Source organism: Enterobacter sp. CPE_E1241 (assembly GCF_045618265.1).
In the GTDB taxonomy this organism is placed as follows: Bacteria; Pseudomonadota; Gammaproteobacteria; order Enterobacterales; family Enterobacteriaceae; genus Enterobacter; species Enterobacter adelaidei.
On sequence record NZ_JBIWYV010000001.1, the window covers coordinates 3,661,541 to 3,687,627 of the forward strand.

Sequence of the window (26,087 nt, forward strand, 5' to 3'; positions counted from 1 at the left end):
CGGGTTCGATATAACATGGAAAGCGACTAAGATGCTTTAGCTGATTTTAATGCAGTCCACTTTGAGAAATACAATTCAGCAGACGCAATTGCTGTCTCAGCCATCTCTTTTGAAACTGAAATATCTGCGATATGGTAATCAGCTTCATTTCTGGCATCACGCAATTGCTTTAGGTTGTAACCAAGCAGTCGCATAGTACGAGAATCATATGGCTCACCTTTACATTCTGCCGGTGTTGTCATATATCCAATGAGGTTCCCATGGTGGTTGCTTGAATATTTCGGGACACAAGTAAGACTGGCCATAGTTTCATGGTACATCGAATAATATGCCCGGGAAATAGCGCTTCGCCATGAAGCCTCATCTGCCATGGAACTGTATTGTTTGGCTGCATTAAAGAAATCAATACTGTTTATCGACATAGCTAACCCCCGTATGAAGAATTCTCGGCGCAGAGAAACGAGCTATTAACTCACAGTCGTCTAACCGAGGCTCCATGCATACAGCTTCAGCTAATGCAAAATTCATTTGAGCGATCGATTTAGGGTCTTTGTTTTTTATATCAGCCACATAGCATTTATTGCCATTTCGGCTGACTTCAAGCAAACCAGTTTCTGCTGAAAAGTCCTTAGCTACTGTCGCTACGATTTCCGCGAGCAAATTAAATTGCTCTGGAGAGCATCCAGTAGAATTATAGGCATCATCAATCTCTGACAATAATTCTGCTTTCTGTAATATTGCCAATTCCCTGCCCTCCTCGTCGGAAAGAAGTTTGATATGCTGATCAATATATTTAATAAGCAAATCTCTGTAACCGAAACGATATGCAGATGAGAAAGCTAATGCAGTGAATTTCTTCGTCTGAAACTTTTCGACAAATTCTAATGATTTGTCACGAAGCCTAATTGCATCATTATTATATTTAGTTACATAAATATAATTTGCAGCGATTGCAGGATCATCAACATAAGAAAGAGCGGTCTCAAAGACTGAATATGCCTTATCAAACTTACCAGCAGCAGCGTGCAGTATACCAAGAGCACTTACAGCATTAGCTGTATTCTCTTTCTCCAAATCCCTTACAGCACGACGATACTCGAGCTCATTTACAGGCGTGCCTGCTTCTAGCATGTCGCCATACAGCTCAATCAACTCGCCAGCTTTTTCCTTAGGTACACAACCAGCCATATCCGCTCACTCTTACAAGGTGGTTTAGAATTCTATGTGCGTGTACACAGTTTAGTCAATCATCAATCTTATCGGCATAAGGTAAACTTACTTTAGCTCATCAAGATAAACTCAGTTAGTTCAATGGGGTTGATAGACTACCCCACAACCTTTTTACACGGGAAAGATCCGATGATTTTCGGCGCGTCCATGCTGTTCTGAAGCAGTTGGACGTTCAAGAACGATTTTCCGTTACGTTTAACGAACTCAAAACCGTAATTGTTACCATCACGGGAAGGCATCAGGCCCATGTCCGTTTTAACGTTATCCCAATCGTCCTTCTTACCGAGAAACTTGATTTTTTGAGATGTAACTTGCTCGCCGTTGATTTTCGTCCAGCCGTTATCAGCTGCATGAAGTCGGTATCCGCCGCATTGTAAATCAGCGAAAGCCGCTGAGCAGGAGAACAGTAACGAAATTGTCAGAAATAACTTCATACGCTTCATGAATATATCCTTTGCTGCGCTGAGGACGAGAGTAAATCCGCCGCGCCACGCGCTTCGCACATCATATCCATGTACCACGCCTGGCCCCTTGTGTCGCCAGTGTACATAATCCCGCGCACAATATAAACGCCATCCGTTGCGATGCTGGCAGGCTGCGCCGTGGTGCCGCTGAGCGTAATATTTCCGTCCGTGTTCTGGTCGGTGATCTGCCCACCAGCCATCGCGATATCGTTGTTCGACAGCGCGGTGCGATACACAGAAGCCTGATCCAGCTGAATAAGTCCGTTAACCCGGATGTTCGGGTTAATCAGCGCGCGGACGTTTACGCCGTTGCCGATGGTCTGCTGCGGCATGCCGATAAGCCCGGTGGCGCTGTTGAGCACAATCGCGTCGTGAACATACTCGTTATTCGCCACCATCTGGCGCTGCCCGTCCACGAACTGCCATGTTGCGCCACATTGTCCGGCCACGTTATCCATAAGATGCCGTGTCATGCCAAACAGCACCCGACCCCGTGGAAACACAGTAGCAGGCATTTCAGGCGTCAGGCCTTCGGTCGCGCCTTTGGCCTCGAAGTCTTTCATCAGCGCGCGGTTCACGTCTGCGACCGTGTAACCGGCCGCCAGCGTCTGCGAGGTTATGCTGGTGGCAAAAGCCAGATCCGTATCGGCTGCCTGAATCAGGACGTAGGAATCAATAGGGCTGTCTTTACCGGTGACCGAGTAGCGAATTTCACCGCTGAAAATCAGACCGTAGTTCCGGCCATCACTCTGGCCCACGTCCGCCGCGTCGACTTCGCGCACGGTCCCGACGTCGCTTGCCGATACCTCCGACGCGATACCGTCGTAACCGGCAATCAGCCGCACTTTCGAAAACTCCTGCCCGGTGATGCGGTTTACCGTATCAGCTGACAGGTTATAGATTTTGAACGTACCCACCCGCGACGCGCTGCTGATGTTGAACCAGTCGATCGTAAAGGTCACTTTAAAATCGCTGAGCTCAATACCCTGCCCGTTCTCGTCCACGAGCTGCAGCTCGAAATGTCTCATCCAGTTCTGTGACATGTTTACTCCGTTGATACCAGTAAATGACTGCGGCCGCCCAGGTCGGTTTTCGTAGGATAATCCTGTGTGCTGTCGTCACAGACCACCACCAGCTTAAAGCCGAGGCCCATATAGGCGTACTGAGCCAGCAGATCAGCGCCGGTGACGAGAGGAATACCGGAGATTACCGGCTCCCCTCTGTCGTTCTGCAGGTCCATAATCCAGTACAGATCGCGCCATATGATGCTAATCCGCCAAGTGGTCCCCGCCAGGATGATGCTGAATTGCTGGTTATCCGCTGTCAGCGGGATTTCCTGAATTGCCATTAGCCGAGCCCCAGTAATGATGCCCCGTTACCCGTGATGCTTTTCAGCAGCGAGGTATTTGGCGGCTTTGTGGTTTTGTTGCCGGTGTTCAGTACCGCCGACGTGCTGGCCCCGTCCTTCATGTTGGTTTTATCCGCAACGGTGATCTGCTGCGTCTGCGAGATAAGAACCTCTCTCAGGGTGAGGACGGCAGACAGGACGTTTTCGGTTGTCTTGTCTGTCGTCACTTCCAGCGCGCGGATCAGCATGTTGCTGTACAGCCGTTTGCCGGTCACCACATCGAAAGGAATACGGCTCGCCTGCAGGTCGAGTATCTCCTGATACGTCTGCTGGGGACTCAGCCCGAGCAGGCTGGTAGCCGTCAGGTTACTGGCAAAATCCAGCAACGATCCGCCACCAGCGAAACCGACCTCCATCACCACTTCAGACGGTTTTTTGTAGGCATGGTCAGCGATAGCGGCCCCGACCTCGACAGGGTGCTCCGTTATCTCCAGCGTGTCGGTATGCTTCTCAGAAACAACCACGCTGGGGACAATCATCCCTATTTTCCGGCTCTGCTGCTGAAAGAGCGTAGAGAGAATATCCATTAGCCCACCTTCGTTTGATTACCGCGCATGACCTGGGCGTTTGCCGACTGCTGCCGACGCTCGACCTCGGTACCGACAGAACGCGGATCACCCCCACCGTAAATGTGGTAGGTGTTTTGCTGGTTCACGTTCGCCCCGCCAATTCCCGCGACGGCAGCCTTCCCGATTAACTCCTTCGAATAGATGTTTCGCCCATTCTCATGGTGAATAATGCTACTCATTAATGCTGACATCGTTTGTGGGTCGTTAATATTTAAAGCGGCCTGCGGATTTACTCCCAGACGTTGGGAAACCGCCTGTATATAGGCTGCTGTGTTGTTATTGTCGGAAGCGGGTGCCCAGGTGGAGATAATTTTCTCCACGCTGTTTATCCCTCTCCCGGCATACAGCACGAGCTGGCGCGAAAGAGCGCGCAAACCATCAAAGGCGGTTTCGAATCGGGCAAACCTGCCGCCGGGGCGCTCAAGCTCAGCACCCGCCTGACCAGCAAAATTAAGGTTTCCGGGGTTATTGTTCCGTTCACCTCGCTTTGCAGCCTGCGCATGCTGCTCTGGTTCATCCTCTCCAATGCTCCTTATGGTCTGTCCTACACTGCGCGGATCCCAACCGGTTTTATCCTTTATCCATTCCGCCACACTGTTAGCGCTGTCTGTTACCATCGGCATCGCTGACGGATTTTCGCTGCCCTGATTAAGCATCTGTTTGCCGATGCTGGCGGCATCAGCCCAGCGGCCATCTTTAATGGCGTTGAGCAGGTCGGCGATCATGTTCAGCATTTTGCTGAACTCGCCCATCTGGTCGATGAAGTTGCTGAAATCCCACTTCAGGGACCATGATTTGGGGTCAATATTGAGCAGCTTCGCCAGCGCTTTCGCCAGGTCGTTAACGGTCGTTTTAAGGTCACGAACCATTTTCAGCGCGGCGTCGACTTCCGGCTTCCACTTGCCCCAGTCAATCAGGCTGTCCCCGCCTTCCTTCCAGGTCTGATAGTCCTCCCACAGAAGGGCAATCCCCGCCGCCAGCGCGGTAATGAGGCCAATCGGCGACATCCAGAACGTACTGTTCAGAATGCGCAGCGCAATCGTCAGCGCGCCGAACAACGAGATCAGCTCCCGCGTTTGCTTATCCAGCGATTGCCACCAGGTGATAAGGCTGGATGTTCCCTCAATTAGCCTGAAGAACAGCCGCCCGATGATGTCTCCGAGCGCCAGAATGCCTTTTATGGCTTTCGTCAGGGTCTGCTCGATGCGCGGGAAGTTATCGAGGATGTGGCGGCGCAGCGTGTCCAGCGAACCCGCCAGACCACCAGCAAGATTAGAGCCGATTTTGTCACGGGCCATGCCTGCCATCGCACCGAACTCGCGCAGGGAGGTCATGAATTTGTTGGAGCTTCTGGCCGCCTCGTCAGCATTGAAGCCGATAGCTTTCGCCATTGCGCTGTACTGCCCGGAGAAACCGCCCACACCCCGGCGCATCGCCATGAGGGTATTTTCGTCAATACCCAGCATCTGCGCATACTGGTTAGCCCGGTAATACGGCATGCTGCTGAGCTTCTGGCCGACACCCGTAAAGATAGCGGCCATGTCGCGCATGTTGCCGCTGGCGTCACGGGTCTGTACGCCCAGGCGATTCAGGAAGCCTTCCGCGCCGGGATTGTTACGAACAAACCGGGATAGGCTTTCCAGAGAGGTTCGCGCCGCGTCAACGCTGCCGCCCACCTGCGAAACCGCATAGCCAATAGACTGAATCCCCTGAACCGTCGCGCCGGTGCGCTGTGACGCCCAGTAGAGATTATCCAGCCCCGAGGCGATCTTAGCCGTGAAGGCCACCACGGTAAGCGCAGCACCTTCGACGGCCAGCCCCATTTTGATGGCGTTTGCGGTCGTACCGGCGAGAACAGAGTCGAACTTTGACGCGCCTGCTTCATCGATATCAAAACCGAGCGAGACGAGGAAATCTTTAATAGTCTCAGCGTTCATTATCCTCTCTCCATTTCTCAATACGGCGCTGGTTGTCTGCCTTAACGGCCAGGTGGTCATTCATCAGCGCGATATCGCACAGATCGACTGATCCATCCTTCAGCGCGTAATAAGGGATTAACCCGGCGTCAACCGGGTCAAGGAGATAAGACAGCCCGTCAGGCAGGCTGTTGAGGGTTAACCCTGAGGCTGGCCCGGCGTCGCGCTGGTAGGGCTCACGGGCAAAAAATTTCCCAGTGAATCGGCGACCACCCGCGCCACCAGCTGCAGCATGGTCAGCAGGTCGATATCATCGAACATCAGCTGACCGCTGTTAAATACCGGCGTCCATCCGTCCATGTGCTTGCGTGATACCACGGCTAGGCACGGATGAATAATCGCGTTGGTGTCTTCTTCGGTCAGGGAGGAGAGTTTTTCAGCGATACACGGCAGCAGGGTTTCAAACACCGGTTGTAGTTTATCGAATTTCACGTTGTCGATTTTGCCATCAGCAGGCAGAAGGGAGCGAATGCTCCCGAAATCTGACATCATGCCCGCCAGCACCGGCAGCAGTTTGCGGGTCACTTTCAGCTGGTCAAAAACGCTGAGTTTTGCCACGCGGTAATCGTGGCCTTTGATTGAGCATTCCATCTGTTAAAACTCTCCGAGAACCTGGTCGATTTTGCCGCAGTCAAACACCCAGGGCATCGTATTACCGGCTTTAGCGTTGGCGTTATCCGGTTGTTTCTGGAACGCCACGCTGCGCGCCGTGATGATGTCTCCGCTCACCTTGTTGCGGATCACAATGACGTTGTTTCCCCAGGTACCTGAGGACTGACTCTGCGCGTTGTACGCCAGCGACAGCTTTTTGTTTGTCGGCGAGGTCTTCAGCAGGTTGACGGTTACCGTGCCGCTTTTATCCGCGTGCAGGCTGTGCATCACTTCGCCGTCAGCGCCGATGGTCATGGTATTTTTGGGGCCGCCCATTGCAACGGTGATCCCCTCCTCTGAACTGGCGGAACCGTAGCCCAGATCAATCTCGCCGGTCGGGCCGGAGAGGGACGCCGTGACGTCCATAAAAGAATAAGTAGCCATTCATGATCTCCTTAGCGAACGACGTTGATCTGCACATCAGCGAAATGAACCGCACCCGCCAGCTTACAGGCCACCTGAATAACCGGTGCCTTACGTGCTTCACGGTCTGCCTGCGCCTGCTCGGAAATCGGCTGCGCATAGACGTAATAGCCTTTTGTCAGCGTGTCGCCGGAATCCAGCTGCCCAATCGGGCCACCGTTCCATACGCCAGCAGCCACCAGCCCGTTCGTGACGGACTGATCCATAGACTGCTCAACATTGGAAAGCAGACGCGTAACGCCAGCATCGGTCTGTGGGACTTTGGTTGTGCTGGTGTAGAGCAGGTTGTACAGGTTGGTCTGAACGTAGTTCTGCAGCCAGTCGAGCCCGTGGCGTTCGTCGAAGAAATCACCGCTGGACATGACTCCCTGCTGCAGGATGGCCGTATCGTTCTGGTAGTACACAAATACGTTGCAGTTTTTGGCATCCAGCGCCGCCGCCTGATTGGTGGTCAGGGTTTCATAGGTGATCCCCGGCTCCTGCTTGAATTTCAGGGTAATGGTGGTGTTGCTGCCGTTGAAATTCACCGTGAACGCGCGACCAAATGCAGACAGTGCGGCGTACTTGCTGCTGGTGGAATATTGCACAAACGTGCGAGCGTATTTTGCCGCCTTCAACTTATAAGCCAGGTCGGTAGTGGAAGTCGCGTTTACCGTCTCAGGCTCTGCGGTGGTAATCGCCAGAATTCGGCTGAGACTGGAGGCCTCGATCGCAGCGGCCACGCTCAGCCAGTCGGCATCGTCGATATCTTCATCGTCAGCCACGGCCAGACCGTACCAATTCGTGTAATTCAGAACGGCGTTCACCGCCTGCAGCAGCGTTTCCGTCGAACCGCTTTCAGCCGATACCAGCGTTTTAGCCCAGCGACCGACATACACCTGCTGCGGTTTCGGTGATTGCGAGAAATACACCGTAGCGGCTTCATATTCCGGGCTATCCACGCCGAAATCTGTGCCGATATCTTCCGGGGATGAGTAGAGGCGAATGCGCTCAGAAACCGGGATAACCGTTGAGCTCCCGAGAATGAGCAGCGAACCAAAGTTTCGACCAGTAGCCGCACGCGGCCCAATGATCACGTCGACATTAACGACGTTAGATACAGGTAATCCCTGCGGCATAATTTAGTCTCCGAAAAATGAGACGGGCGCATCTTGCAGCGTCCGGACGTTGTAGGTACGAATGTTTTTGCGGGACAGCGTGATGGTGAGGTCGTAGCGCCTCACCCACTGGTTATTAATGAGCTCTGGCAGGTTGTAGATAGTCCCGGCCTCCACCAGCGAAAGCCCCGAGCGATTCAGCTCAGCGTTGTTTTGCTCGACGAATATTCCCGCGCGGAAAGTTGATGCAGTGTTGGCCCCCAGAGGGCCATAGAAGCAGCAAATCACCGTTACCTGTTCCCATGTCCATTGCTCGGACTGTTCTTCCGAAACCTGAACATCGGACTGGCTTAACGGCTGGGGAACGGTAGTGATACCGAAGGCGCACCACGTCACCCCGTTGTTTGGGATCTGCGGCTGCGGGTCAGTCCATCGGGGGAAAACAAGCGCGGCCGGCAAGCCAGAAACGCCACGAATCCACCGGCTGATTTCACGCTCCAGCGCCTCGTCATACTGGGGACTATCCCCGACAGGCGTCAGATAACCGCGCGCGGTGCTGTCGTTACTCAACTGGCGTCCCTCCGTTAAAGTCCACCAGCTCACAATGCGCCTGGACGAATCCGGCGCCGTAACTGGTGTACGGATCGACAAATGTCACCCGGTAAGCACGCCCGTTATAGCTCACGATATCGGCATCAAGTCGCGGGGCGCTGTCTGAACCGGGCTGGCCCTGGGTTAATCTGAACTGCGTCACGATGAGGATCGCGCCGCTGATGTTCTGGCCTGCCGCCATTCGCCTGGCTTCCAGAGAACGGTCAACCGTCACCACGCCAGAGAATGGGATATCCTGAGCTATGTTTTTCGTGAAATTGTCCTCATCCACCGTCTGAACCTGCCGGTGACACACCAGACTGGTGTCCATGAAGTCAGGATCGAGAAGAACATCGCTCACATCGAGAAGAGGCATTATTTTTTCCTCACGACGTAGTTAATTGAGCGCAGCAGGTATCCGTGGGCGTAAAGCGGCTTTTCGCCGGGAATGCCCTCGGCCCTTCTGCGTTCGAGGGTTTTCTCAGAAAGTGGGTGCAGTCGGTCACCAGCACCGATAACGGCTTTTGCAGCGTCACGGGCAATCTGTCCGGCGCTCTCCAGCTCACGCACCGCTGCTTCAGTCTGCCCCTCCAGCGCGGCGGTTGCCGCTGCCTTGAGGTGTGCAGTGGTTCGGGGTTTTGAATCCTCGATCCCCATATCCAGAAAAGGACGCGGGGGGAGCGTGACCGTTGTACCGTCGATTTCCACCGTTGCGCCCGTCGAGTGGAGGTAGCCCAGTTCCGCGTTATTAATCGGAGAGCCATCCTCACGCCCTGCCTTGTCCTCAGGTATTCCCACCAGCACATCCATTCCGGATAGCTGCCGGAGGGATTCCAGAACAGCCACGGCGTTGTCAGCGCGAACCGTTAACCCGCTTTTCATAGCAGCTGCCTGCCACCAGCACCGAACATCGACCACCACCAGTAGAACTCGCGCCCGTAGGCGGTGCTGTTCCAGAAACCGGCATCCGGATTGATTACCCCGGACACGTCATAGCTCACTGAAACCTTATCCACGGATTTAGAGGACACGACACCAGCCGCGCCGTTGCTGTTCACTCCACCTGCGGCAGCTGCGGCCAGCGTGCGGCCGCGCAGCTCCGTATAGTGAGCGGTGAATAGTTCAGCAAGGTAGACGAACTGATCGCCCTGCACGTCCTGATTCAGGAGTGAATCAGCCTGCCCCAGATAGAAATTCACTGAGGGGTCAGGGTAGCGGGTTTTATCGGCGAACTCGGGAAAGTCGGTGCGGAACTGCTCGTTAGTCGGAAGCCTGCTGTTTTTTGGCATTTTTCGCGTCCCCGCCGGTGTTATCGGTTTTGTCCGTGCTGTCGGCAGGTTTACCGCCTGCTGGTGCCTGAGCGGCTGCCAGCTGCGCTTTCAGGTCTGTGTTTTCATTCCCCAGCGCGGTGATGGTTTTTTCATGCTCAGCCAGCTGCGCTTTCAGGGTGTTATTTTCTTCTGCCAGGAGAACAAGGCTCGCAGAAAGGTCTTCATTGCTCTGCTCGTTCGCCAGGTCGGCTTCGTCAATCGGGCGCGCATAGGCTTTAAAGGCCCAGTGGTCCTTAACTTCTTTCGGGAAAGAGGAACTGTCGTGGATGCCCTGAGACAGCTCAAATTTAGAACCGTCGGCAAAGCTGAGAGTCGCGCCACCGGAAACAACGTATTTCATGTTTTTGCTCCATAAAAAAAGGCGGGTTTCCCCGCCCGTTTCAGGTTAAGACGCCGGAACGTCCAGGTAAGAGATCGTATTGGAATACGGGGTTTCCACCTGGCCCAGCTTGCCGTAGTAAGTGGTCAACTGCTGCAGTCCGCGATACTCCAGCGGCGTGTTAAGCAGAGGAACCATTGGGAAGCGAACGTATTTTTCGTCCTGGGTATACGCAACGATACGATGCGCGCCACCAGCGCCACGCTTGGAGGCCCACTTCATGGAGACGATCTCCAGTGGTGTGCCGTTTTCCTGAAACGCGATGGTGTTAATCTTTACGTATTCCAGCACGGAGATATTCCCTGCAGAGGAAACCTTTTTGCTCGCCAGCAGGCCGAACAGCTCCGGAGCCAGACCGATCTTTGCCGGGCAGACCGCATAACCAGAACGAACCCAGCCATCAGACAGCACCAGGTTGATATCCTGAACAATCACATCCGGATCAGTGGTTGCGGTCCACGCTGCGGCTGCAGCAACAGGAGTAACATCCGGCAGGTTCAGCAGGCCAGCAACGCCGAGCTCGTTATCACCGATATAAACCTGTTCGTCGGTGTCCATGTTCCACTTCAGCTTCATGCCTTCGTATTTCTGGACATCAACAGGACGGCCCAGTTTCTGGGCAGAAGCCAGTTCCGGCACCGTCCAGCTGATTTCCTGCCCCCACAAGGTGAGGTTGTTACGGGTAGGCTGAATATCGAGCTCGATACCAGGAATGGCAGTGGCTTTTTTACCGATCCAGTTTTTACCGTTAGGGTTTGGACCACCAACGCCGACGAAATCGGTATTAGTGAAGGATGACACTTCATCAGCGATAGAAATGTCACTGCGCAGCGGCATGTCACGTGACCATTTGTAGGACACTAAAGGCATGTTCAGCGTCTGATCCATGCGCTCCAGTTCGCCGACGAGAAACGCGCCGGTGGAGTCGATGGTCGCTCTGTCAATTGTAAACATTAATTATTCCCTCAGATGTTATAAGCGATTTCAATACGGCCGTCGGCTTCACCCGGCCCCATGACCTCTGCATTTGGCAGCTGAGGTGTATTTGATGCGGTAGAGTCCGGAGACAGCACAAAGGAGCCAACCGGGCTTTGAGTAGTGCCACCAGCCACGCGAACGTAAACCGGATCGCCTTTTTTCGCGGTCGCCGCGTTGCCTGCAGTAGCAGTTACGCAGATGTAACCGCGTTTCAGGTTGTCACCAACCTGATTAGCCGTCACACCGATGTAAGCAAGGTCCAGAGCAGAGGTGATCGGGAACGGACGAACCAGAATCCCTTTCACTTTGCTAATGGTGTCGCCAGACTCCAGCGGAACGAATTTATCGTTCACGTATTTACCTGGCAGCCCGTAGGACGCGAACTGCTTCGTGTGGTCCAGGCTAACTGGCTCGATGGTGAGATCACGAGGACGGGTAACGCCCCCGGCAATGCCCAGGGGCATGCGCGTTAAATATGCAGTACCTGCCATGATGATTTACCTTATTTGTTTTTTGCCCAGAATTCGGCGTTGACCTTGTTCAGTTCTGCCGGGGAAAGGTGCTTAGTGCTGATTCCGCTGTCTGTGGTGCGGGTGATGTTGTTTAGCGGGGTCAGCTGATTTTTCGCCTTATGCAGCGCCACAGCGGCAGTAAACACCGCATCGACCGTAGCCTTTGGCGCTTTGTAGAAATCATCCACTCCGAACGATTTCAGGCTGTCGCCGGTGCGCATTGCATGACTCAGCACCTGACGCTTCAGGCTCTTATCGCCAGCAGGCTGGAAGCCAGGGCAGATAATTTCCGCATCGGCGATCAGGTTGCGCTTAAAGGCTGCATCACCTGTCACTTTGCGGTTTTCTTCTTCATCTTCGTCGGTGGTCATGTTGCCCGGGTCCGAATCGCCGTCGGTGGTTTTACCCTCCAGCTTTTCCAGACGAGCCAGCAGCGCTTTCGCCCACTCCGGAATTTCTTCATCTCCGGTGCCGGTTTTGCCTTTGTTCGGATCGCCTTCGTCCGTTGTGGTGCGATTGCCCTCAGGTAAGGCGGTGGCCTGTGAAGGAATGTTGATGGTGATAGAGGAACCGGGGATTGAAGGCATGCCATCAGACGGCATATCCGGCGCTTCGTCGATGAGTTTTGCCAGTGCATCCTCATCTTTCGTCTTAATGGCCTGAGCCAGTTTTTTAAGCCATGACATTACAGGCTTCTCCTTTGTTGTTGATGGGATGGAATCCCCGATTGCACAGCGGCCACCAGCACGCCCCCGGTCGATACCGACAGCGAGGTGGTTACCTGTGATTTGGTATTGCTTGCCTTTGCCAGGTGCCAGCTGCTTGTACTGAGCGTCATAGCCACAGCTGACATCGGTCAGGCCAGAATTCACCGCGTCGATTGCTTCCTGCCGTTTAATCAGCACGTCAGCAATGAGCAGATCCGATTTATCGCCGGTGCCGCGCCGGACGTTCTGAATGTGTCCGTGCGCCAGCTCTGCGAAGTTAGAAGGGTTCACGAAAACGATGTTGCCCAGGCTGTCCTCTGGATGCCCCAGCGTGACGGCTACGCCCTCAAAGCTCGCCATCGTCTCCGGGGAAAACACCTCGTCTTCTGTTCGCCAGACTGTCACCGTGCCGGTGCCGTCCGGTTCGAGGTCGATTTCCTCAGGTAAATAGACCTGCGTACCTGTGCGTGCGATCGGCACGTCTTTACACAGCAGCGAGCCGTCCGCCTGCAGATAGCGCGTTTCGCCCAGGCGTGTGGTGAAGAAATATTTCATGGGTTACCTGCTCGATTACGGGCAACAAAAAGGCCGCCCGGAGGCGACCTTGTGAGATGGGAAAAATGTTCGAAATAACGGGCTATTTAACATAAGGGTTCTTACCCGCACCGACGAAAATGGACTCGATTAAAATGTCCCCTTAAAGCCGTAAAAGTAGCGATTAACTGGGCTGAAAATCGGTCTTTTCGAATACAACATTTTCATAACATTTCGCGGGTATTGCAGTTCGCATGAAATGAATGCTCAAAGCCGTATTTTTCATTTTCTCGGTGCTGGAATCTGTACTTCAGGCCAGCATTTGCAGTTCGGCAAACATCCGGCGTGTCCGGTCATACCGTCCAGCGTCGGCGGGTTATCCCAGCGCACAAATTTATCTTTCATCTTGCGGTGAGAATTCCGCGTTCCGGCCCCCTCAATACGCCACCAGTAGCCCTCTGAGCCAACCGAAAGGGCTCTGGCCTGCGTCAGCGCGCCGCTAGCACGTCCAATCTCTGTACGGGCAATCAGCTGCGCCCTGCTGGCGGCCACGTCACCGGAGGCCATGATCATCTCGTAGAGCTCGTCCGGACGTTCGCCAGTGATAACCGCCTGCATTGCGCGCTGTTGTATGTCCATCACGCGATCGGCTGCTTCCAGCGGCAGGGACTTCATCAGCTGAATCTGGCGATACACGATATCCTGCGCCACCTGACCGACGGGGGTATTACCCACCACATCGCGCAGGCCAGCGCCGATTTCCTCTGATACCGATTTCCACAGGTTCCATTCCTCCTGCTCGACCTGGGCAAACATCCTTCGCCCGACCTGCTCTGCCCAGTCGCTGATTACCTCGGAATAGTCCACCAGCGTTTTCGAAATGCTGTCAGCGCTGGCCTGTGAACCATCGTAGGTACCATCGACGATCTGCCCTATCTGATTTGCTATCGCCAACAGGCTTTTTCGATACTGGATCTCCGAACGGCGGCGGAGGGATGGTTTCAGGTTCATCCTCCTCCCACTGGGCCTTCGCATCTTCTATGTCCTCGTCAGTGATAGAACCACCGATGCCAATCACATCAGAAATGTTCCTGAGGTCGTTAAGCGCCGCTGCAGAGGTCATCCCGAGCTCACGAACGGCGGTACCGAGTGCGGTAACCACATTGTTCGCCATCGCTGCACGGTCCACGTCTGACATCTCCCAGAGCTTGTTAAACTCGAAAGTAAAATCGTCAGGTAGTGGTTCGCCGAACAGAGAACGCCAGGAGATATCGAGCAGCCAGCGGATATGTCGGCGTAAGCGTCTCTCCTGCAACGAGTTAACCCGGCTGTAGTAGTTTTCCAGATCGCCGTCGCCGGTGTTGAAACCTGCCGGTGACTGCCCGAACAGACGGACGAGAGGAATTCCCGTCGCGCCGGAAACCTGCTCAGCAAAACGCAGAAGGACATCCGCGATACCCGCGAACGTGTAGCTGTGCGTTTCGAACTTGTCCGCAGCGTCCATGATGGTCATACCTTCGATGGTCTGAAACTGTCGGATCATGTCCATGTGCTTCATCAGCGCTTTTTCGAGGTCGCCGCCTGCAGCAAGTATTTTTCGAAGTTCAGCAATGCTGTATGTCCGCAGATGCGCTTTGTGGATCAGCTGTGTGGTGCCAACCGTCGCAGTATCGAACGCCTCGATACGCTCGAAAATACGCTCCACAACAGACATCCCCCAGCCGTTTTCCGTCTGGGCCTGCTGGAAAGGTAGCGTATCGCCCTCCATGCGGATAACGCGGCTATGGTGGATCTTCCAGGGGGGGATCCCCTGCTGGTTCGTGATTACCTTGTAATATTTCGGTTTCCCAAAATCGGGACCGTAATCGGTAACGAGATCGTAATAACTCGGGTTAACCATCCAGCGGTCAAGGCTCATCACGCCCTTAAACTGCCCCTCTTTGATACGATCCAGTTTTAGCGGGGAGGACATATCCTGCCCTTCAAGCAGAACCACCAGCACCGCGCCACCGTACAATCGTGACCATTTGAGGTTATCGTTAAGCCCATCCCATATAGCGAGCTCATCCCAGAAGGTTTCGAGCTTGCCCTTTTGTCCTGGTTTCAGCTTTGAGCTGATGTTAATCCCCTTGCGGGTCATATCATCGGCCATCGCATCCACACCGGCACCAACAAGGAACGATGAACGATACGCAAACTCCAGCATCACCCTGTTACGGCTGATGTACCCGGGCATGTACATTCCGCCCGTCTGTATGTTTCTGGTGTCGCTGCCAAGTTTGGCCGTGAAATTGTTGTACCCGTCAGCTGTCGCAACGGGCTTTTGTGCGCCGTTCTGGCGTTTCTTACGGGACATGTCACGCTCCGGCCAGTTTGGCCCAATTATCAAGAGAGGAATCCATCGGCGCGTAGTTAATCATCACGGCGTCGGCGAGGTTCGGCGATTTTGTACCTTCCGGCTGTTTATCCACGAGGATTTTACCGACGGCGTTTTTCGACCACGTAGGCTGTGAAAGCTCCATCAGCAGGCGGTCAATATTTTCTATCTCGCTGCTTATAGAAATGATTTCGTCGGGGTTGTAGTCCATCCCGTTCAGCGCGCGGAAGGTGTTACGAAACAGCTTGCGAAGATGCCACCAGCTCTGTGCTTTCGCGTTCGCGAAGAGGTCTTTATTCAGGCGCGCCTCTTTACCGTTATCACCAGGAACGGCTTCATCTTCCGGATCGAATACGCCACCGCTACCACGGAAAGGCGTAGCTGTGATTGTTCCCCGGCCTTCAGCCTGCCTGAGCTCGTTTATCACGCGAGCATCGCCACGTGCACCCGCGCCCAGACCGTCCTCATCGAAACGGAATTCATCCAGACCGTAATCGTCACAGTACCCAAACGATTTAACGACAGAGGCGTAGATGTCACTCCCAATGCCAGACCATTCATGAACGTTCTGCAGAAGGAAGCCATAGCGGCAAGAAAAGCCGTTTTTGTCTTTCCCTTCGTCTGCGATATCCATTGCGCCGAGGCGCTGGCCGCTGGGCTGAATACCCAGTTTGATATGCGCGTCGACGGCAGCTTGTACCCATTCAGAAGGAATGAGAATCCCCTCTGTGGATGCGCTGTAGTTCAGGTCCAGTTCCTGAGCAACGATAATCGGATCATCAATTTTCAGACATTCGTTGCGGTACCACTCATCATCCTTGCGCGGGTCGCTGCGCCAGTGGAACGTAAACACCGGGATATTTCCGCTGTGGCGCTTACGTGCAAAGGGGTTATTCATGCCGTTAACGGATGAGAGGTCTATACGGCAGCGGGTCGTCTGAGAGAGCGCAGCATCGATGATTAATGGCCGTTTGAGGAATGCCGACTCATCTACGAAATAAAGCGTGGTACGGTCACCACGGCCAATGTTATCGCCTGCCTCACCCTTAATGACCGCGCCCGTTTCCGGAAACTCCACGCGCATGTAAGGTGCGTGCTTTTTGTCATTCCATGAACCGCGAAACTCAACCGGCAGCAGCTCGACAAACTTACGCGCTTTCCAGAACAGTGCTTTCGGGTCGCCGGTACTGTCGACATATTCCTCTTTACGGGAACCAAACCCGATCACCATTTCTTTATTGAACAGGCAAAGCGAACAGGCCAGTCCGATAGAGGTCCAGCTAAGCCCCATTTCGCGGCTTTTTTCTGTCAGTCCATGCTCAAGATTGGCGCGCCTGTCCATGATCCAGTGAATCCATTCCTCCTGGCGGGGGAACAGCAAAAACGGGATGGTGGCAGGCAGGCCATAATCGAGGTTACGCGGGTCCGTCGTCATGCCCCAGTCGATGATGAACTGGGCCGGGTTAGTGCGGTAAAACTCACGGAGTGCCGGAAGCATTTCAGGCGCTTTCCTGATCCGCTCCAGCCTCTCCATTCTCCACTCAAACACGGCGGTATAGTCCGGTTTGCGGAAGTCAAAGGGGAACGGGATCGGCACAGAAAAATTCCTCAAAAACGCCCCGATTTAACATAATGGTCGTTACCCGCACTGGCGCAACAGCACCCATCACGCAAACGGCGCGAAGCCTCTGTTTTGAACAGAAAAGTGGTCAAATCGAGATGAATAAAATGTGCATAAAACGGGTCAAAAAGTGCATAGCGTTTTTACGGTTCGAAACGCCTGTTTTTGCAATTTTCAGCCCAGGTATTTTTTGTAGATGTCTGCTGCTTCCTGCGGGGTCAGGTTCGCCGCGTCGGCTTTGGCTGCCTCGTCCATATTGTTGAACGATTCGAAAATCTTCGGTGCTTCCAGCTCCATAAGGAGGGTTGCCGGAACTTTTATCCCCTCAGCCTCAAGCAGCTGCGCCGCCTCCAGCGCGGAGTATTTCCCAGCCACCTTGTGTTTCATCACCTCGCGAAGCACATCACGCTGGCGTTCTTCCTCGCTATAGACACTGGTACCAAGACCGAGCGTCTTCGAGAAAACAGCAATATCGTTATGCGTGGGCAGAACATCTTCAATGGTTGTTGTCAGCCCCTTTGGTCCCCGGCTAACAATCTTTCGCTTGCGAACGTCCAGGCTTTTACCTGCAACGTTGTTAATCTTTTCCATCAGAATTTCGCGAGCCTCGGTAAAGGCACGATTAAAGTCGGCATGTTCTTTGCGCCAGTTACGGATAGTCGCTTCGTCAATTTCCAGTCGCTGGGCAACCATACGGTTTGAGATCTTGTTACGGGCCAGAGCCATATCAATAACGATACCGACGTAGGCCTTCTTAAAGCTATTTTTACGGGCCATACGCTTACCTGAAATCGAGTGCTGTTTATATTTTGTTCAAAATTATTTTTCCGCATTTTACGTGCGGAATAATTCTGAGAAAAAATCTGCTCCGGGGCCGCAAGCCTTCTGGGTTTGAGTGCGGAATTAAAAACGTCAAAAAATGCGGAGTTATCGATTTTCCGTAAAAACTGCGATTTGATGCCCGGAGGCCGCGCAGAATGGGGAGATAGTGGATCGCCCTAATATTTCCACTATGTGGATAACTCAGTCCAGATCCATCTCCACCACTTCACCGAACAGGTGACCGTAAACGTCCATTGTGGTTTTGATGTTCGAATGCCCAATAAGTCGGGAAACCTTCAGAATATCGACGCCTTTGTTTGCCAGGCGAGATACAGCAAAGTGGCGAAGATGATGGAATCGTTTAATGCCATAGTCGTTCAGGGTTCTGACGAGAACGCCCTGAGTGCCGTAGCTGGTAGCGAGGCATGCACCGGTAAACTGGTTGCAGATAAGAGGCTCAGAGGAACCAAGCTTATTTTTATCCAGCAACGCGAAAAGCTCACGCGGCATCCGTACCCGGCGCTCCACGCCTCTTTTCAGCCCCTCATGTATAACGCCGTCAACAACATGCCCCCGGATGTCGATCCAGTCGGCTGACACGTCGTTATAAGTAACCGCAAGAACCTCACCGATGCGCAGGCCACAAATCCCGAGCCAACACGCGATACGCTCACGAACTGGCGCGTTATTCAGTAGCTCCCTGACCGATGATGATGGCGGTATGGTGATGGGTCGACGCTTCCGGCGCGCGGGACGGTCAACAGGGTTAAAAGTGATGAGCCGTTTTTCCACCAGCAGGAAGAAAGCCGAACGAATCCAGCGATGGCAGCCGGTGCGAACCGAATCAACGATATCTCGATGGCTGATATGGAGAATATTTTTTCCCAGTATCGGCCCGTCTACAGCGAGAAGATCGTGACGGCATTTAGTATATGACGACAACCGAATGATATTTTTTTCCAGCTTGCCGGCCTGATACCCCAGATAAAACAGAATTAACTTTCGGAAAGTCCAGGAATGGTCTATTCCGGTCCAGCTGGCTGTTCTACAATCCAGCTCCATATTCTGTTTTTGCCAGAAAAGATGTGCAGCATCATCAATATTCTTAAAGATGCGGCGGCGCCCATGACCGGATTTTTCATCCTTCCAGTGGACGTAATATTTTGATTGTCCATTGGCATCAGTGGATTCTTTTATCGAAGCCATACTGAACAATCCTCACTCAAAAAACATTATCAAAGCCACTCGCCGAATGGACTTGATAATGCTAATAAAAAGGTCTCGAAAGCTATTCTTGTGTGCTCCCAATCATGCTATGCCGTTGCCCCCTCATCATATGAAAAGGTTCATGATACATTATGCTTTTAACAGCTGAGGTGATCACAATGTCTGAACTCGAAAATAGAGTTATTGAACTTGAAACAGAAAATGAAGAATTGAAGTTGGAAATTCAAGCTTTGCGAATTGCTGTGGTAACCATGTCCGCTGTAGTAAACGAGGGTATCGGCAAATCTGCTGGCTTAATGGGTAACACCATTGACGAAAGTATGATTTTCGATGAAGACATTCACGAGAATGAGGAGTGGTTCAACAAATTGAAATCAAAAGTAGTTTACCTGTTAGGCAAAAGAGAGTAGTTACTCTTATTTTGATCTTTTGAATAAAATCGTCGCCAGCAATGACTGGCGGCGAAACTATCTTAAATCTATTGCCTTTCATTCTCAATTTTGCGTATTCCAGCCAGCTGGTTATTCGCTTTTTCGATAGTGGCCAGCAGCGGCTTGATCCAGAGAACAGCCTGGCAATACGTCAGCGCGCTGGTGGTAGTGGCGCTATCACCGGCTGCGTCAGCGCCCCCGGAATCGGTGTGCATTGCGCTGGCACGTAGACGGTGCGTGTATTCGAGCAGCCCCCCAGCGACATCAGCAGGAACAGGCAGATCACAGGTTTTTTCACGGCGGAGGATCTCCCGGTATTCGATAACCGTGTTATCGGAGCTGGCATCAATCAGTGAATTTAGTCGGCTGGCGTTTTCGGCCACTTGGTTAAACCGGTTGAAGTTGAAAGCCTGAGCAGCGATAACCGTCCCCTGCAGGGTGTTGTCACTGCGCAGAACGTCGTTATCACTCTTCAGCGTAGCAACGTCAGAGCGGCTGTTTGCCAACAGGACACACAGCACGGCGACTACCGCAATGACGGTAGCAAGCAGTATCAGGCGCCATGAGGCTTTGATATCGGCAAGAGTGATCATTTCAGACCATCCAAGCAGAGCTGTTTTTCTGCGTCGCGCCGTTTAACAAGGCCAGGAAGAATAGTCTTCCCAGCATACACCCAGCGAGGGAACTGATTACAGGCTGAAGGCCACGCCGATTTCTGCTCGCGAAATAATGCAAACATTGTCGACTGCTTCATCGTTGGGCATCCGACGTTAAATGTAATTGACGTTACTGCAGAAAAGGTATCGTCGCTGAGATTTTTGCCATTGGCGTACCGGTTAACGCAAGATTCTGCATCGAGAATATTTTTTTCCCATTCCGCCGCGATCTGCTGGTCGTTTTTAACTGTGCCGGGTTTAACCCCGTGGGTGTTGCCCATGCCATCGGTGAGCACACCAGCGGGGCAAACATAAGGATCACGACGACATGACTCCGCGTTACCGATGAGCTCAAGTCCGCGGTCATTGGTTCGAACATGCCCGTTACCGAGCACTATCGCGATGATCGCAGCAACTGAACAAACAATACCCGCAGCACCTGCCTTTTTATTTTGCATTTGCGTTTATCCTGTTAATGGCATCTGTAACAACCTTGACGCTTGCCGGACGATCCTCAGGAGGTAGCTTTCGGGCATCATCAAAATATTTTTCCAGCAACTGAGTGCGGCGCTGGTCCTCTTTATGGAGTTTTCTGGCGTCAAGCCGACCGGATATAAAAGAGGCCAGAGAGAGAAGTACGCCAATCAGACCGAAAAACATGAAAACCATGTCCTGGGTTGAAAATCCCAGAGCCGCTGATACAGCTGCCAGCCACGCGAAAAACTGGGTAATTACATTACCTGACTGGTCATTCATACGATGCATTCCACACCTCCGGGTCCGGGGTGCTGTGTGTTGAAAAAGGAAATTATTTTGCGGAAAACTTACGGCAGAGCGTTTGATAAAGCCTCTTCGAGGCCAAGACACCTGAAGCATTTAAGCGCTGTCTGGCGGCTACTGTTGATGATATTCACCTTGCCGGCCAGCGCTCTGGCGGTATTGGCAAACTCTCCGCGCCATCGCGTGACACTCTCCGCTGTAGGGTTATCCAGCCCGACGTGATCACCATGCCAGTGACTACCGCCATTAATAGAGCAGTCAAACCCTAACAGGATGATGTTTTTCGCCCCCAGACTGGCAGCAAACAGAATTGAGCGCTGCCCAGAGTTGAAGGCCCACCGGGTATCTGTATCAAACAGATTTAGCCCATAGCGTTTATGAGCCCGGTAATTACAGGTCCAGCGAGAGGCGGAGGAAGGCAGAACATCGATGTTTGCATCCCACCAGCGCAGATCACCCGCGTAAATATATTCACAATCAGGCACGGCTCGCCAGGTGGAGTTAACAGCAATAACCGGCAGCCCCGATCCGGAGATCAGTTCGCAATCTGATTTATTGAGAGACGGGCCGGATGCACAAATGATGAATGTATTCATTCGTGTTGACCTGGTTCGGGAGTAATTGGTTACGGTTGCCGATGCTTATCTTCGGCTTGTCTCTGGGGACTGCAATTAACCGTAACGGGGAGAGCACTGAGCCTACTGTGACGGGTTATCGTCACTCTTTCCCCCGAAGGGTGGCCCTCGACGCAGAACGCCCATAAGCCCAATGCTCTTCCCTGTTACGGCCATAAAAAAACCCGCTCGGAGGCGGGTTTGATTTCGTGCAGGCGCAATAACCTACGATTTGAAGCATACACGACAAGTTCGGACAAAATCAAGTTTTAAGTCGCTAATATGCTAAATTTTGTTCACATCATCACGAAAGCTCGTTGCGTCCTGAAACGCCGAGTCTGCTTTTTGTTCTTCCCTGTGGCAGACGTCGACAAGCACCTCCAGAAACGGTTTCCAGTTACGGGTCCACGTTCTGACGTGCAGATCCGGGACTCGCTTCAGTATCGCTTTATAGGCTGCAGTAGACGGCACCCCAGAAAATCCGTTTCCGCTGCAGCGCTCGCAGGTTTTGAACACCGGCGCGCCGCGCTCGCTTGTGGCTTTGCGGTCGAGCACCTCACCTTTGCCGCCGCAACGGCATCGGGCCAGCAGCTCACCTTTACCGTTACATGCCGCGCATTTACGCTTGACCAGTTCGTGCTTGATTTTCGGCGGTACGATTTCCATTCCGTCAGAGTTGAAGACTCCAGGATGTTTGATCACATCCTCATACTGAGAGGTTAATCCTCTGCCGCTGCAGCTGTGACACGTCACGCTGGTTTCCGCTGAACGGGAGTATTCGGCAAAGGCGAATTGTGCGAGCACCAGCATGCACCAGCCAAACTCGCCTGCTGCTGCTTTACGTACATTCCTGGGCGCTGATTCCATTGCATGACGCGCCAGAGCCTGTACAGCCAGTTGCTCATCGCTTTTGCTGATCCCGGTCTTACCAAAGAAGGCAGCCAGACCAAACCGCGCTCGGCTGCTGGTGGTACCAATCGCCGCCATAACATCGGTGCCGGTGATTCTATCCGGAGAGGTTCCTTTCACGTCGTCGCTGATGTGCATACCCTGAGGGCTAAAGTGTTTTAGTGATGCCTCCAGTTTCATTCTTCACACTCCCCTACCAGGTTAAGAATCACCGCCGCGCCGTGGTTTTCCATAAATTCGTCCTTTCCACTGTCAAGAAACCAGCGACATACCTCCACGGCTTCGACGCGCGTTACGGGTTTGATGGTTGCCAGCAACTTTTCAAGGTAGCGCTCGCGGTCATATACGGATTCGTGATGCTCGGAGTAACCAAATTCATCGCCCAGCTCCTGGCTTGAAGTGTGGCGAACGCTATAGAGCCAGTCCCAGTAAATAAATTCACGAACAACATCGGACAGCGTAAAAGGCTCAGGCAACACATCGCGATATCCATCAACAAATGCCCGGCGCTGTTCATCAATTTCGTTCATACGGCTGCCGTTAATGCTGCCAGCTTTCTTCTCGGCCGGAGTCCATCCCCAACGGTGATCGTCGATAAATTTCGGGGAAGACTTGATTACTCGCTCGGCCTCCACATCTTCGAGAGCTGCCTCATAGCTGCCGAACGTGGCCCTGACTGATGCTGATTTTTTGATGTTCTCACGGGCGTTCTTGATTACCCGGGCCGGGTTATCCATGCCGATGGTACCGAAGGCAACCTGGAAAGGATCGCCACCATTCGCCAGCAAATAACGCGCGTAACGTTCCTCGGCCTCTTTTGGGGAGATTTCAATTTTCTCCAGCGCGGCTTCGGCTGCGTCCAGATGTGCTGGTTCGTTCAGACGGATCACCTCCAGCACCCAAAGATAAGCGTCAGTCTGCTTATGCCCGGTGATTCTCCGTTGCTCGGGCAGAGGCTTGATGTTTGCGAGGGCGGAGCTGTGCGCTGCCGTCGGGATGGTGAATAGTGCTTTATGTTCGTTGTTATCAGTACGCATTACGCAGCCGCCTTTTTCTTGAAGAAAACCACCTCACGAACCTGATCGCCGTTCATGAGCATGTCGTTAAAATCCCCGTTATCCGGGTAGTAGATGCTGATTTTTTCCAGGTCATTTTTTGCCAGTAAGTTGGCATGGGCGCATTCCGTGGCCGCAGCCAATCCGGTGGCGCTGTTTACGTCTCGATCTGCGAAAATAATCAAATTTTTCACACCTGCAGGAACACGGAATTTCTTCATGAATCCGCTGGTCATGGTGGCCCAGGTGTTAACGTTGTACAGCTGCTTGCAGGAAAGAGCCGTTTCGATACCCTCGGCAATTCCGAGGGTCGTCGCTACCGGGAACATGCGAATAGCGACTGAACGGGCATGATCCAGATAGCTTTCGTCCTGAAGAGATTTCTGGCGCTTCGCTCCGGCAGAATCCCTTAGTTGGGCTTTCTGATTGCCGTCCAGTAAGGTTCTGTGCAGATAGCAAAGCTCGCCTTTGTCGTCAGTTGCGAGTGAATACAGACACTGGTAAACCTTACCGCCGTAGCGTTGTTTATCATTGAACTTCACCGCCTCTTGTGGGAGCTGATAAATTCCCCTGGCCTGCAGATAATCCGCCCCGGTAGTTCCTTTCAGGTTGACCAGTTTCGAAAATTTGGACAGAACCCGATCACGGGCACTTACTGCATCTGAAGTGCGCGGGAACGCTTCGCGGGTAAAGTTATTACCAATCAGCTGGTCTATTTCCCTGCAAATTTCATTGAATGGCTTCCCTTGTGTCAGAGTGACAAGCTTCATTCCGTCACCGCTGCCGCAGGTACAGATCCATGTTCCCCGGCCGTCCCGGTCATCAATACGCAGCTTTCCCCGCGCACCACATACCGGACATTCGCCTTTAAAGTGATTTCTGGCATTAATGGGAGGTAACCCGAAGTGCTCAAAAATCATTGCCCATTGACCTTTTGCCGCTTCTGCCGTCTTCATGCTCGTTTTCCTAACTGCTGTTTGATATCGCTAATCGCTTTCTGTGCTTGCTGTACTGAGGATGGAGCTGCCGTTCCTGATGCCTCCTGCAGGCGCTTTGCCTTCTCCTGCCCTTTCGCATACGCAATCAATTTGTGCCGGATGAAATTAGAGACGGTCGGCGTGATCTCCATCGGGAAATCGCTCAACCCGTTAGGCCACTCGTCAAACCGTTCGCGAAAGGTGTTTGCGCACCAGCCATCGCTGACGGGCTTTTTCCCCTGCGATACGCGCTGGCGCTGATAGAATTTGATCTGACTCCACCAGGCCTGTTTCTCTGCCTTCGTGGGCTGATGCTGGTTTTTACCCAGCTTTTTGAGTTTGCGGCCCGTGTCGGTATCGACGTCCTCACCGCCCAGCGGCTTATGCCCACATTTCGGGCATACATAGACGCCAGCTGGCTTCATGTAATGGCATTGAGAGCATTCATGTGGCAGCTTTTCGGCCCGTTCCTCAGCTGCGCGGCGAGCGCTTTCCTCCATGCCGTCAGACTTACCAGGAAGATCGTCGTACTCGATTGAATCCGGATAACCCAGACGGTGCACGGTGCCACTGTGATCGAAGATGAGGCAGGACTCTTTACCCGGCGCGGTGCGCAAGCCACGCCCGAGCGCCTGCAGCCAGCGAATTTCGCTTTTTGTTGGCCTGGCGTAGATGATGCAACGAACGTCACTATCGAAGCCGGCCACCAGAACACCCACACTAACGATGATTTTCGTTGCACCGGTTTCAAAGCGGTGAATGATGGTCTGCCGCTCATCCACTGGAGTGTCGGCGGTCATTACCTCAGCGTTAACACCCGCCAGGTTAAACTGGATTGTCAGGTAATTGGCGTGGGCTACGTTGACACAGAAAGCGATGGTAGGCAGATCCCGGCCATTCTCCAGCCAGTTCTGTACGATATCGCCCACCAACGTAGAGCCGCACATGATTTCAGCGAGCTGCGTTTCGTTGTAATCGCTGCCGTACTCAAGCGATGCTTTGGTTTTAACACCTTTCAGATCCGGCTTAGTTGGCGCGTAAAATTCGTATTTACTCAGATCGCCACGCTGGATTAACTCGCCGATGGTGGTCGGCTTAATCAGTCGGTCATAGTATTTGCCCAGGAATGGGGAAAACGGAGTACCCGACAGGCCAATCACCTTTACGCCTTTGCCGCGCAGACGTTCGATATCCTTCAGGATGCGTTTTTTACGCAGGTGTGCTTCGTCGATAATCAGCAGATCGATATTTTCAGGAAAAACACGACGAATAAGCGTGTCGGCGCTGGCAATCTGAATTTTCCGGTCCGGATCGTAGTTCGGGTGATCCGCCCAGATATAACCGATTTCATCCCCCGGTAACCCGTACTCCACGAACCGATTAGCCGTCTGACCGATCAGGATGGTGTACGGTGCACAGAACAGGACACGCATACCACGGCTGACAAACCCGGCAACGATGAAGGCGGCCAAACCCGTTTTACCGCTACCGGTTGGCGAGTACACCATGAAGGTGTCGTTTGCCTTCCATTCACGGCGCAACATGTTTAGCGCTCTATCCTGTGCAAAATTCGGCGTGATCGTCAGCTCCATTGTGCTGCCCCCGTGCTGATGAGATAATCATTTTGTGATGTGGTTTTCATGGATTCCCCCTCACATGGCTGGTGGCCTCCCCAAAGGCTGCCAGCCTCCCTTCTGATTCAGCTCCTCTGAAAAATCACTCTTCCAGGAAGAACACTTTTCGTTTCTCAGCGCCTGAGCGCTCTGTA

33 protein-coding genes are annotated in these 26,087 nt (G+C 53.1%); 1 reads left to right on the top strand and 32 read right to left on the bottom strand.

Features of this window, described 5'->3' with window-relative positions:
• Positions 1 to 26: 26 nt before the first annotated feature.
• The 24 genes from ACJ9Y9_RS17860 to ACJ9Y9_RS17975 form a co-directional block, all read right to left on the bottom strand.
• Positions 27 to 422 (bottom strand): hypothetical protein, encoded by a 396-nt coding sequence (locus ACJ9Y9_RS17860; RefSeq protein WP_256125502.1) that lies wholly within the window; start codon positions 420 to 422, stop codon positions 27 to 29.
• Positions 403 to 1,188 (bottom strand): hypothetical protein, encoded by a 786-nt coding sequence (locus ACJ9Y9_RS17865; RefSeq protein ID WP_206462047.1) that lies wholly within the window; start codon positions 1,186 to 1,188, stop codon positions 403 to 405. Before ACJ9Y9_RS17865 ends, ACJ9Y9_RS17860 begins: the two co-directional genes overlap by 20 nt.
• A 137-nt stretch (positions 1,189 to 1,325) precedes the next feature.
• Positions 1,326 to 1,673, bottom strand: coding sequence for a hypothetical protein (locus ACJ9Y9_RS17870; protein ID WP_407226196.1), 348 nt, complete (start codon positions 1,671 to 1,673; stop codon positions 1,326 to 1,328).
• Positions 1,670 to 2,737: a hypothetical protein gene (locus tag ACJ9Y9_RS17875; protein ID WP_407226197.1), complete on the bottom strand. Its 1,068-nt coding sequence runs from the start codon at positions 2,735 to 2,737 to the stop codon at positions 1,670 to 1,672. Before ACJ9Y9_RS17875 ends, ACJ9Y9_RS17870 begins: the two co-directional genes overlap by 4 nt.
• A 2-nt stretch (positions 2,738 to 2,739) precedes the next feature.
• On the bottom strand, positions 2,740 to 3,042 hold the full coding sequence (locus ACJ9Y9_RS17880; RefSeq protein WP_023150232.1) for a phage baseplate plug protein: 303 nt from the start codon (positions 3,040 to 3,042) through the stop codon (positions 2,740 to 2,742).
• Positions 3,042 to 3,629, bottom strand: a complete 588-nt coding sequence (locus ACJ9Y9_RS17885; RefSeq protein ID WP_047748152.1) for a phage baseplate protein — start codon at positions 3,627 to 3,629, stop codon at positions 3,042 to 3,044. The genes ACJ9Y9_RS17880 and ACJ9Y9_RS17885 overlap by 1 nt, the downstream gene beginning before the upstream one ends.
• Positions 3,629 to 5,608 (bottom strand): lytic transglycosylase, encoded by a 1,980-nt coding sequence (locus tag ACJ9Y9_RS17890; protein ID WP_219290586.1) that lies wholly within the window; start codon positions 5,606 to 5,608, stop codon positions 3,629 to 3,631. Before ACJ9Y9_RS17890 ends, ACJ9Y9_RS17885 begins: the two co-directional genes overlap by 1 nt.
• A complete protein-coding gene (locus ACJ9Y9_RS17895; protein ID WP_023229521.1) occupies positions 5,598 to 5,762 on the bottom strand; it encodes a DUF6889 family protein in 165 nt (54 codons plus the stop codon). Before ACJ9Y9_RS17895 ends, ACJ9Y9_RS17890 begins: the two co-directional genes overlap by 11 nt.
• A 23-nt stretch (positions 5,763 to 5,785) precedes the next feature.
• The gene (locus ACJ9Y9_RS17900; protein ID WP_023332016.1) at positions 5,786 to 6,238 is read right to left on the bottom strand and encodes a phage tail assembly chaperone; all 453 of its coding nucleotides are present in this window, start codon (positions 6,236 to 6,238) and stop codon (positions 5,786 to 5,788) included.
• 3 nt (positions 6,239 to 6,241) lie between these two features.
• Entirely contained in the window at positions 6,242 to 6,682 is a 441-nt protein-coding gene (locus tag ACJ9Y9_RS17905; RefSeq protein WP_000257260.1) for a DUF3277 family protein, read from the bottom strand.
• Positions 6,683 to 6,693: 11 nt separating this feature from the next.
• Positions 6,694 to 7,839, bottom strand: a complete 1,146-nt coding sequence (locus ACJ9Y9_RS17910) for a DUF3383 family protein (RefSeq protein WP_016247453.1) — start codon at positions 7,837 to 7,839, stop codon at positions 6,694 to 6,696.
• Between the two features lie 3 nt (positions 7,840 to 7,842).
• Entirely contained in the window at positions 7,843 to 8,388 is a 546-nt protein-coding gene (locus ACJ9Y9_RS17915; protein WP_023150228.1) for a hypothetical protein, read from the bottom strand.
• A complete protein-coding gene (locus tag ACJ9Y9_RS17920) occupies positions 8,381 to 8,785 on the bottom strand; it encodes a head-tail adaptor (RefSeq protein ID WP_248216086.1) in 405 nt (134 codons plus the stop codon). Before ACJ9Y9_RS17920 ends, ACJ9Y9_RS17915 begins: the two co-directional genes overlap by 8 nt.
• Positions 8,785 to 9,291: a hypothetical protein gene (locus ACJ9Y9_RS17925; protein ID WP_023344728.1), complete on the bottom strand. Its 507-nt coding sequence runs from the start codon at positions 9,289 to 9,291 to the stop codon at positions 8,785 to 8,787. Before ACJ9Y9_RS17925 ends, ACJ9Y9_RS17920 begins: the two co-directional genes overlap by 1 nt.
• Positions 9,288 to 9,698: a DUF4054 domain-containing protein gene (locus ACJ9Y9_RS17930; protein WP_023150225.1), complete on the bottom strand. Its 411-nt coding sequence runs from the start codon at positions 9,696 to 9,698 to the stop codon at positions 9,288 to 9,290. Before ACJ9Y9_RS17930 ends, ACJ9Y9_RS17925 begins: the two co-directional genes overlap by 4 nt.
• Complete coding sequence (locus tag ACJ9Y9_RS17935; protein WP_023150224.1) at positions 9,670 to 10,080, bottom strand: hypothetical protein; 411 nt, start codon at positions 10,078 to 10,080, stop codon at positions 9,670 to 9,672. The genes ACJ9Y9_RS17930 and ACJ9Y9_RS17935 overlap by 29 nt, the downstream gene beginning before the upstream one ends.
• Before the next feature lie 45 nt (positions 10,081 to 10,125).
• Entirely contained in the window at positions 10,126 to 11,073 is a 948-nt protein-coding gene (locus ACJ9Y9_RS17940) for a DUF2184 domain-containing protein (RefSeq protein ID WP_016247459.1), read from the bottom strand.
• Positions 11,074 to 11,084: 11 nt separating this feature from the next.
• Positions 11,085 to 11,588, bottom strand: coding sequence for a hypothetical protein (locus ACJ9Y9_RS17945; RefSeq protein ID WP_023325706.1), 504 nt, complete (start codon positions 11,586 to 11,588; stop codon positions 11,085 to 11,087).
• A gap of 11 nt (positions 11,589 to 11,599) precedes the next feature.
• The gene (locus ACJ9Y9_RS17950) at positions 11,600 to 12,871 is read right to left on the bottom strand and encodes a DUF2213 domain-containing protein (RefSeq protein WP_407226198.1); all 1,272 of its coding nucleotides are present in this window, start codon (positions 12,869 to 12,871) and stop codon (positions 11,600 to 11,602) included.
• Between the two features lie 261 nt (positions 12,872 to 13,132).
• Positions 13,133 to 13,666 (bottom strand): phage minor head protein, encoded by a 534-nt coding sequence (locus tag ACJ9Y9_RS17955; RefSeq protein ID WP_407226237.1) that lies wholly within the window; start codon positions 13,664 to 13,666, stop codon positions 13,133 to 13,135.
• A gap of 70 nt (positions 13,667 to 13,736) precedes the next feature.
• On the bottom strand, positions 13,737 to 15,206 hold the full coding sequence (locus ACJ9Y9_RS17960; protein WP_407226199.1) for a DUF1073 domain-containing protein: 1,470 nt from the start codon (positions 15,204 to 15,206) through the stop codon (positions 13,737 to 13,739).
• 1 nt (position 15,207) lies between these two features.
• Complete coding sequence (locus ACJ9Y9_RS17965; RefSeq protein WP_407226200.1) at positions 15,208 to 16,824, bottom strand: TerL protein; 1,617 nt, start codon at positions 16,822 to 16,824, stop codon at positions 15,208 to 15,210.
• A 198-nt stretch (positions 16,825 to 17,022) separates the two neighbouring features.
• Complete coding sequence (locus ACJ9Y9_RS17970) at positions 17,023 to 17,625, bottom strand: hypothetical protein (protein WP_407226201.1); 603 nt, start codon at positions 17,623 to 17,625, stop codon at positions 17,023 to 17,025.
• 246 nt (positions 17,626 to 17,871) lie between these two features.
• The gene (locus ACJ9Y9_RS17975) at positions 17,872 to 18,876 is read right to left on the bottom strand and encodes a tyrosine-type recombinase/integrase (RefSeq protein ID WP_407226202.1); all 1,005 of its coding nucleotides are present in this window, start codon (positions 18,874 to 18,876) and stop codon (positions 17,872 to 17,874) included.
• 179 nt (positions 18,877 to 19,055) lie between these two features.
• On the opposite strand from ACJ9Y9_RS17975, the gene ACJ9Y9_RS17980 reads away from it, so the two are divergent.
• Positions 19,056 to 19,307, top strand: coding sequence for a hypothetical protein (locus tag ACJ9Y9_RS17980; RefSeq protein WP_262770641.1), 252 nt, complete (start codon positions 19,056 to 19,058; stop codon positions 19,305 to 19,307).
• Positions 19,308 to 19,375: 68 nt separating this feature from the next.
• Here ACJ9Y9_RS17980 and ACJ9Y9_RS17985 read toward each other — a convergent pair whose 3' ends face one another.
• From ACJ9Y9_RS17985 to ACJ9Y9_RS18020, 8 genes are all read right to left on the bottom strand, one after another.
• Complete coding sequence (locus ACJ9Y9_RS17985; protein WP_407226203.1) at positions 19,376 to 19,921, bottom strand: hypothetical protein; 546 nt, start codon at positions 19,919 to 19,921, stop codon at positions 19,376 to 19,378.
• Complete coding sequence (locus tag ACJ9Y9_RS17990) at positions 19,918 to 20,442, bottom strand: lysozyme (RefSeq protein WP_407226204.1); 525 nt, start codon at positions 20,440 to 20,442, stop codon at positions 19,918 to 19,920. Before ACJ9Y9_RS17990 ends, ACJ9Y9_RS17985 begins: the two co-directional genes overlap by 4 nt.
• Positions 20,432 to 20,749 (bottom strand): hypothetical protein, encoded by a 318-nt coding sequence (locus tag ACJ9Y9_RS17995; RefSeq protein WP_407226205.1) that lies wholly within the window; start codon positions 20,747 to 20,749, stop codon positions 20,432 to 20,434. Before ACJ9Y9_RS17995 ends, ACJ9Y9_RS17990 begins: the two co-directional genes overlap by 11 nt.
• A 59-nt stretch (positions 20,750 to 20,808) precedes the next feature.
• Entirely contained in the window at positions 20,809 to 21,360 is a 552-nt protein-coding gene (locus ACJ9Y9_RS18000) for a hypothetical protein (RefSeq protein WP_407226206.1), read from the bottom strand.
• Positions 21,361 to 21,663: 303 nt separating this feature from the next.
• Complete coding sequence (locus ACJ9Y9_RS18005) at positions 21,664 to 22,467, bottom strand: antitermination protein (protein ID WP_407226207.1); 804 nt, start codon at positions 22,465 to 22,467, stop codon at positions 21,664 to 21,666.
• The gene (locus tag ACJ9Y9_RS18010) at positions 22,464 to 23,324 is read right to left on the bottom strand and encodes a helix-turn-helix domain-containing protein (RefSeq protein ID WP_407226208.1); all 861 of its coding nucleotides are present in this window, start codon (positions 23,322 to 23,324) and stop codon (positions 22,464 to 22,466) included. The genes ACJ9Y9_RS18005 and ACJ9Y9_RS18010 overlap by 4 nt, the downstream gene beginning before the upstream one ends.
• Entirely contained in the window at positions 23,324 to 24,298 is a 975-nt protein-coding gene (locus tag ACJ9Y9_RS18015; protein ID WP_032666054.1) for a toprim domain-containing protein, read from the bottom strand. Before ACJ9Y9_RS18015 ends, ACJ9Y9_RS18010 begins: the two co-directional genes overlap by 1 nt.
• Positions 24,295 to 25,911, bottom strand: a complete 1,617-nt coding sequence (locus ACJ9Y9_RS18020; protein WP_407226209.1) for a DEAD/DEAH box helicase family protein — start codon at positions 25,909 to 25,911, stop codon at positions 24,295 to 24,297. The genes ACJ9Y9_RS18015 and ACJ9Y9_RS18020 overlap by 4 nt, the downstream gene beginning before the upstream one ends.
• Positions 25,912 to 26,087 lie beyond the last annotated feature (176 nt).

Excerpts from the sequence above, each read along its gene's own strand:
- ACJ9Y9_RS17970 (WP_407226201.1), bottom strand. The coding sequence starts at position 17,625 with ATGGCCCGTAAAAATAGCTTTAAGAAGGCCTACGTCGGTATCGTTATT.
- ACJ9Y9_RS17885 (WP_047748152.1), bottom strand. The coding sequence starts at position 3,629 with ATGGATATTCTCTCTACGCTCTTTCAGCAGCAGAGCCGGAAAATAGGG.
- ACJ9Y9_RS18010 (WP_407226208.1), bottom strand. The coding sequence starts at position 23,324 with ATGCGTACTGATAACAACGAACATAAAGCACTATTCACCATCCCGACG.
- ACJ9Y9_RS18015 (WP_032666054.1), bottom strand. The coding sequence starts at position 24,298 with ATGAAGACGGCAGAAGCGGCAAAAGGTCAATGGGCAATGATTTTTGAG.
- ACJ9Y9_RS17975 (WP_407226202.1), bottom strand. The coding sequence starts at position 18,876 with ATGGCTTCGATAAAAGAATCCACTGATGCCAATGGACAATCAAAATAT.
- ACJ9Y9_RS18000 (WP_407226206.1), bottom strand. The coding sequence starts at position 21,360 with ATGAATACATTCATCATTTGTGCATCCGGCCCGTCTCTCAATAAATCA.
- ACJ9Y9_RS17890 (WP_219290586.1), bottom strand. The coding sequence starts at position 5,608 with ATGAACGCTGAGACTATTAAAGATTTCCTCGTCTCGCTCGGTTTTGAT.
- ACJ9Y9_RS17865 (WP_206462047.1), bottom strand. The coding sequence starts at position 1,188 with ATGGCTGGTTGTGTACCTAAGGAAAAAGCTGGCGAGTTGATTGAGCTG.
- ACJ9Y9_RS17900 (WP_023332016.1), bottom strand. The coding sequence starts at position 6,238 with ATGGAATGCTCAATCAAAGGCCACGATTACCGCGTGGCAAAACTCAGC.
- ACJ9Y9_RS17870 (WP_407226196.1), bottom strand. The coding sequence starts at position 1,673 with ATGAAGCGTATGAAGTTATTTCTGACAATTTCGTTACTGTTCTCCTGC.
- ACJ9Y9_RS17935 (WP_023150224.1), bottom strand. The coding sequence starts at position 10,080 with ATGAAATACGTTGTTTCCGGTGGCGCGACTCTCAGCTTTGCCGACGGT.
- ACJ9Y9_RS18005 (WP_407226207.1), bottom strand. The coding sequence starts at position 22,467 with ATGAAACTGGAGGCATCACTAAAACACTTTAGCCCTCAGGGTATGCAC.
- ACJ9Y9_RS17910 (WP_016247453.1), bottom strand. The coding sequence starts at position 7,839 with ATGCCGCAGGGATTACCTGTATCTAACGTCGTTAATGTCGACGTGATC.
- ACJ9Y9_RS17920 (WP_248216086.1), bottom strand. The coding sequence starts at position 8,785 with ATGCCTCTTCTCGATGTGAGCGATGTTCTTCTCGATCCTGACTTCATG.
- ACJ9Y9_RS17880 (WP_023150232.1), bottom strand. The coding sequence starts at position 3,042 with ATGGCAATTCAGGAAATCCCGCTGACAGCGGATAACCAGCAATTCAGC.
- ACJ9Y9_RS17930 (WP_023150225.1), bottom strand. The coding sequence starts at position 9,698 with ATGCCAAAAAACAGCAGGCTTCCGACTAACGAGCAGTTCCGCACCGAC.
- ACJ9Y9_RS17950 (WP_407226198.1), bottom strand. The coding sequence starts at position 12,871 with ATGAAATATTTCTTCACCACACGCCTGGGCGAAACGCGCTATCTGCAG.
- ACJ9Y9_RS17905 (WP_000257260.1), bottom strand. The coding sequence starts at position 6,682 with ATGGCTACTTATTCTTTTATGGACGTCACGGCGTCCCTCTCCGGCCCG.
- ACJ9Y9_RS17925 (WP_023344728.1), bottom strand. The coding sequence starts at position 9,291 with ATGAAAAGCGGGTTAACGGTTCGCGCTGACAACGCCGTGGCTGTTCTG.
- ACJ9Y9_RS17940 (WP_016247459.1), bottom strand. The coding sequence starts at position 11,073 with ATGTTTACAATTGACAGAGCGACCATCGACTCCACCGGCGCGTTTCTC.
- ACJ9Y9_RS17990 (WP_407226204.1), bottom strand. The coding sequence starts at position 20,442 with ATGCAAAATAAAAAGGCAGGTGCTGCGGGTATTGTTTGTTCAGTTGCT.
- ACJ9Y9_RS17960 (WP_407226199.1), bottom strand. The coding sequence starts at position 15,206 with ATGTCCCGTAAGAAACGCCAGAACGGCGCACAAAAGCCCGTTGCGACA.
- ACJ9Y9_RS17945 (WP_023325706.1), bottom strand. The coding sequence starts at position 11,588 with ATGGCAGGTACTGCATATTTAACGCGCATGCCCCTGGGCATTGCCGGG.
- ACJ9Y9_RS17995 (WP_407226205.1), bottom strand. The coding sequence starts at position 20,749 with ATGCATCGTATGAATGACCAGTCAGGTAATGTAATTACCCAGTTTTTC.
- ACJ9Y9_RS17860 (WP_256125502.1), bottom strand. The coding sequence starts at position 422 with ATGTCGATAAACAGTATTGATTTCTTTAATGCAGCCAAACAATACAGT.
- ACJ9Y9_RS17955 (WP_407226237.1), bottom strand. The coding sequence starts at position 13,666 with ATGTTTGCCCAGGTCGAGCAGGAGGAATGGAACCTGTGGAAATCGGTA.
- ACJ9Y9_RS17980 (WP_262770641.1), top strand. The coding sequence starts at position 19,056 with ATGTCTGAACTCGAAAATAGAGTTATTGAACTTGAAACAGAAAATGAA.
- ACJ9Y9_RS17985 (WP_407226203.1), bottom strand. The coding sequence starts at position 19,921 with ATGATCACTCTTGCCGATATCAAAGCCTCATGGCGCCTGATACTGCTT.
- ACJ9Y9_RS18020 (WP_407226209.1), bottom strand. The coding sequence starts at position 25,911 with ATGGAGCTGACGATCACGCCGAATTTTGCACAGGATAGAGCGCTAAAC.
- ACJ9Y9_RS17875 (WP_407226197.1), bottom strand. The coding sequence starts at position 2,737 with ATGTCACAGAACTGGATGAGACATTTCGAGCTGCAGCTCGTGGACGAG.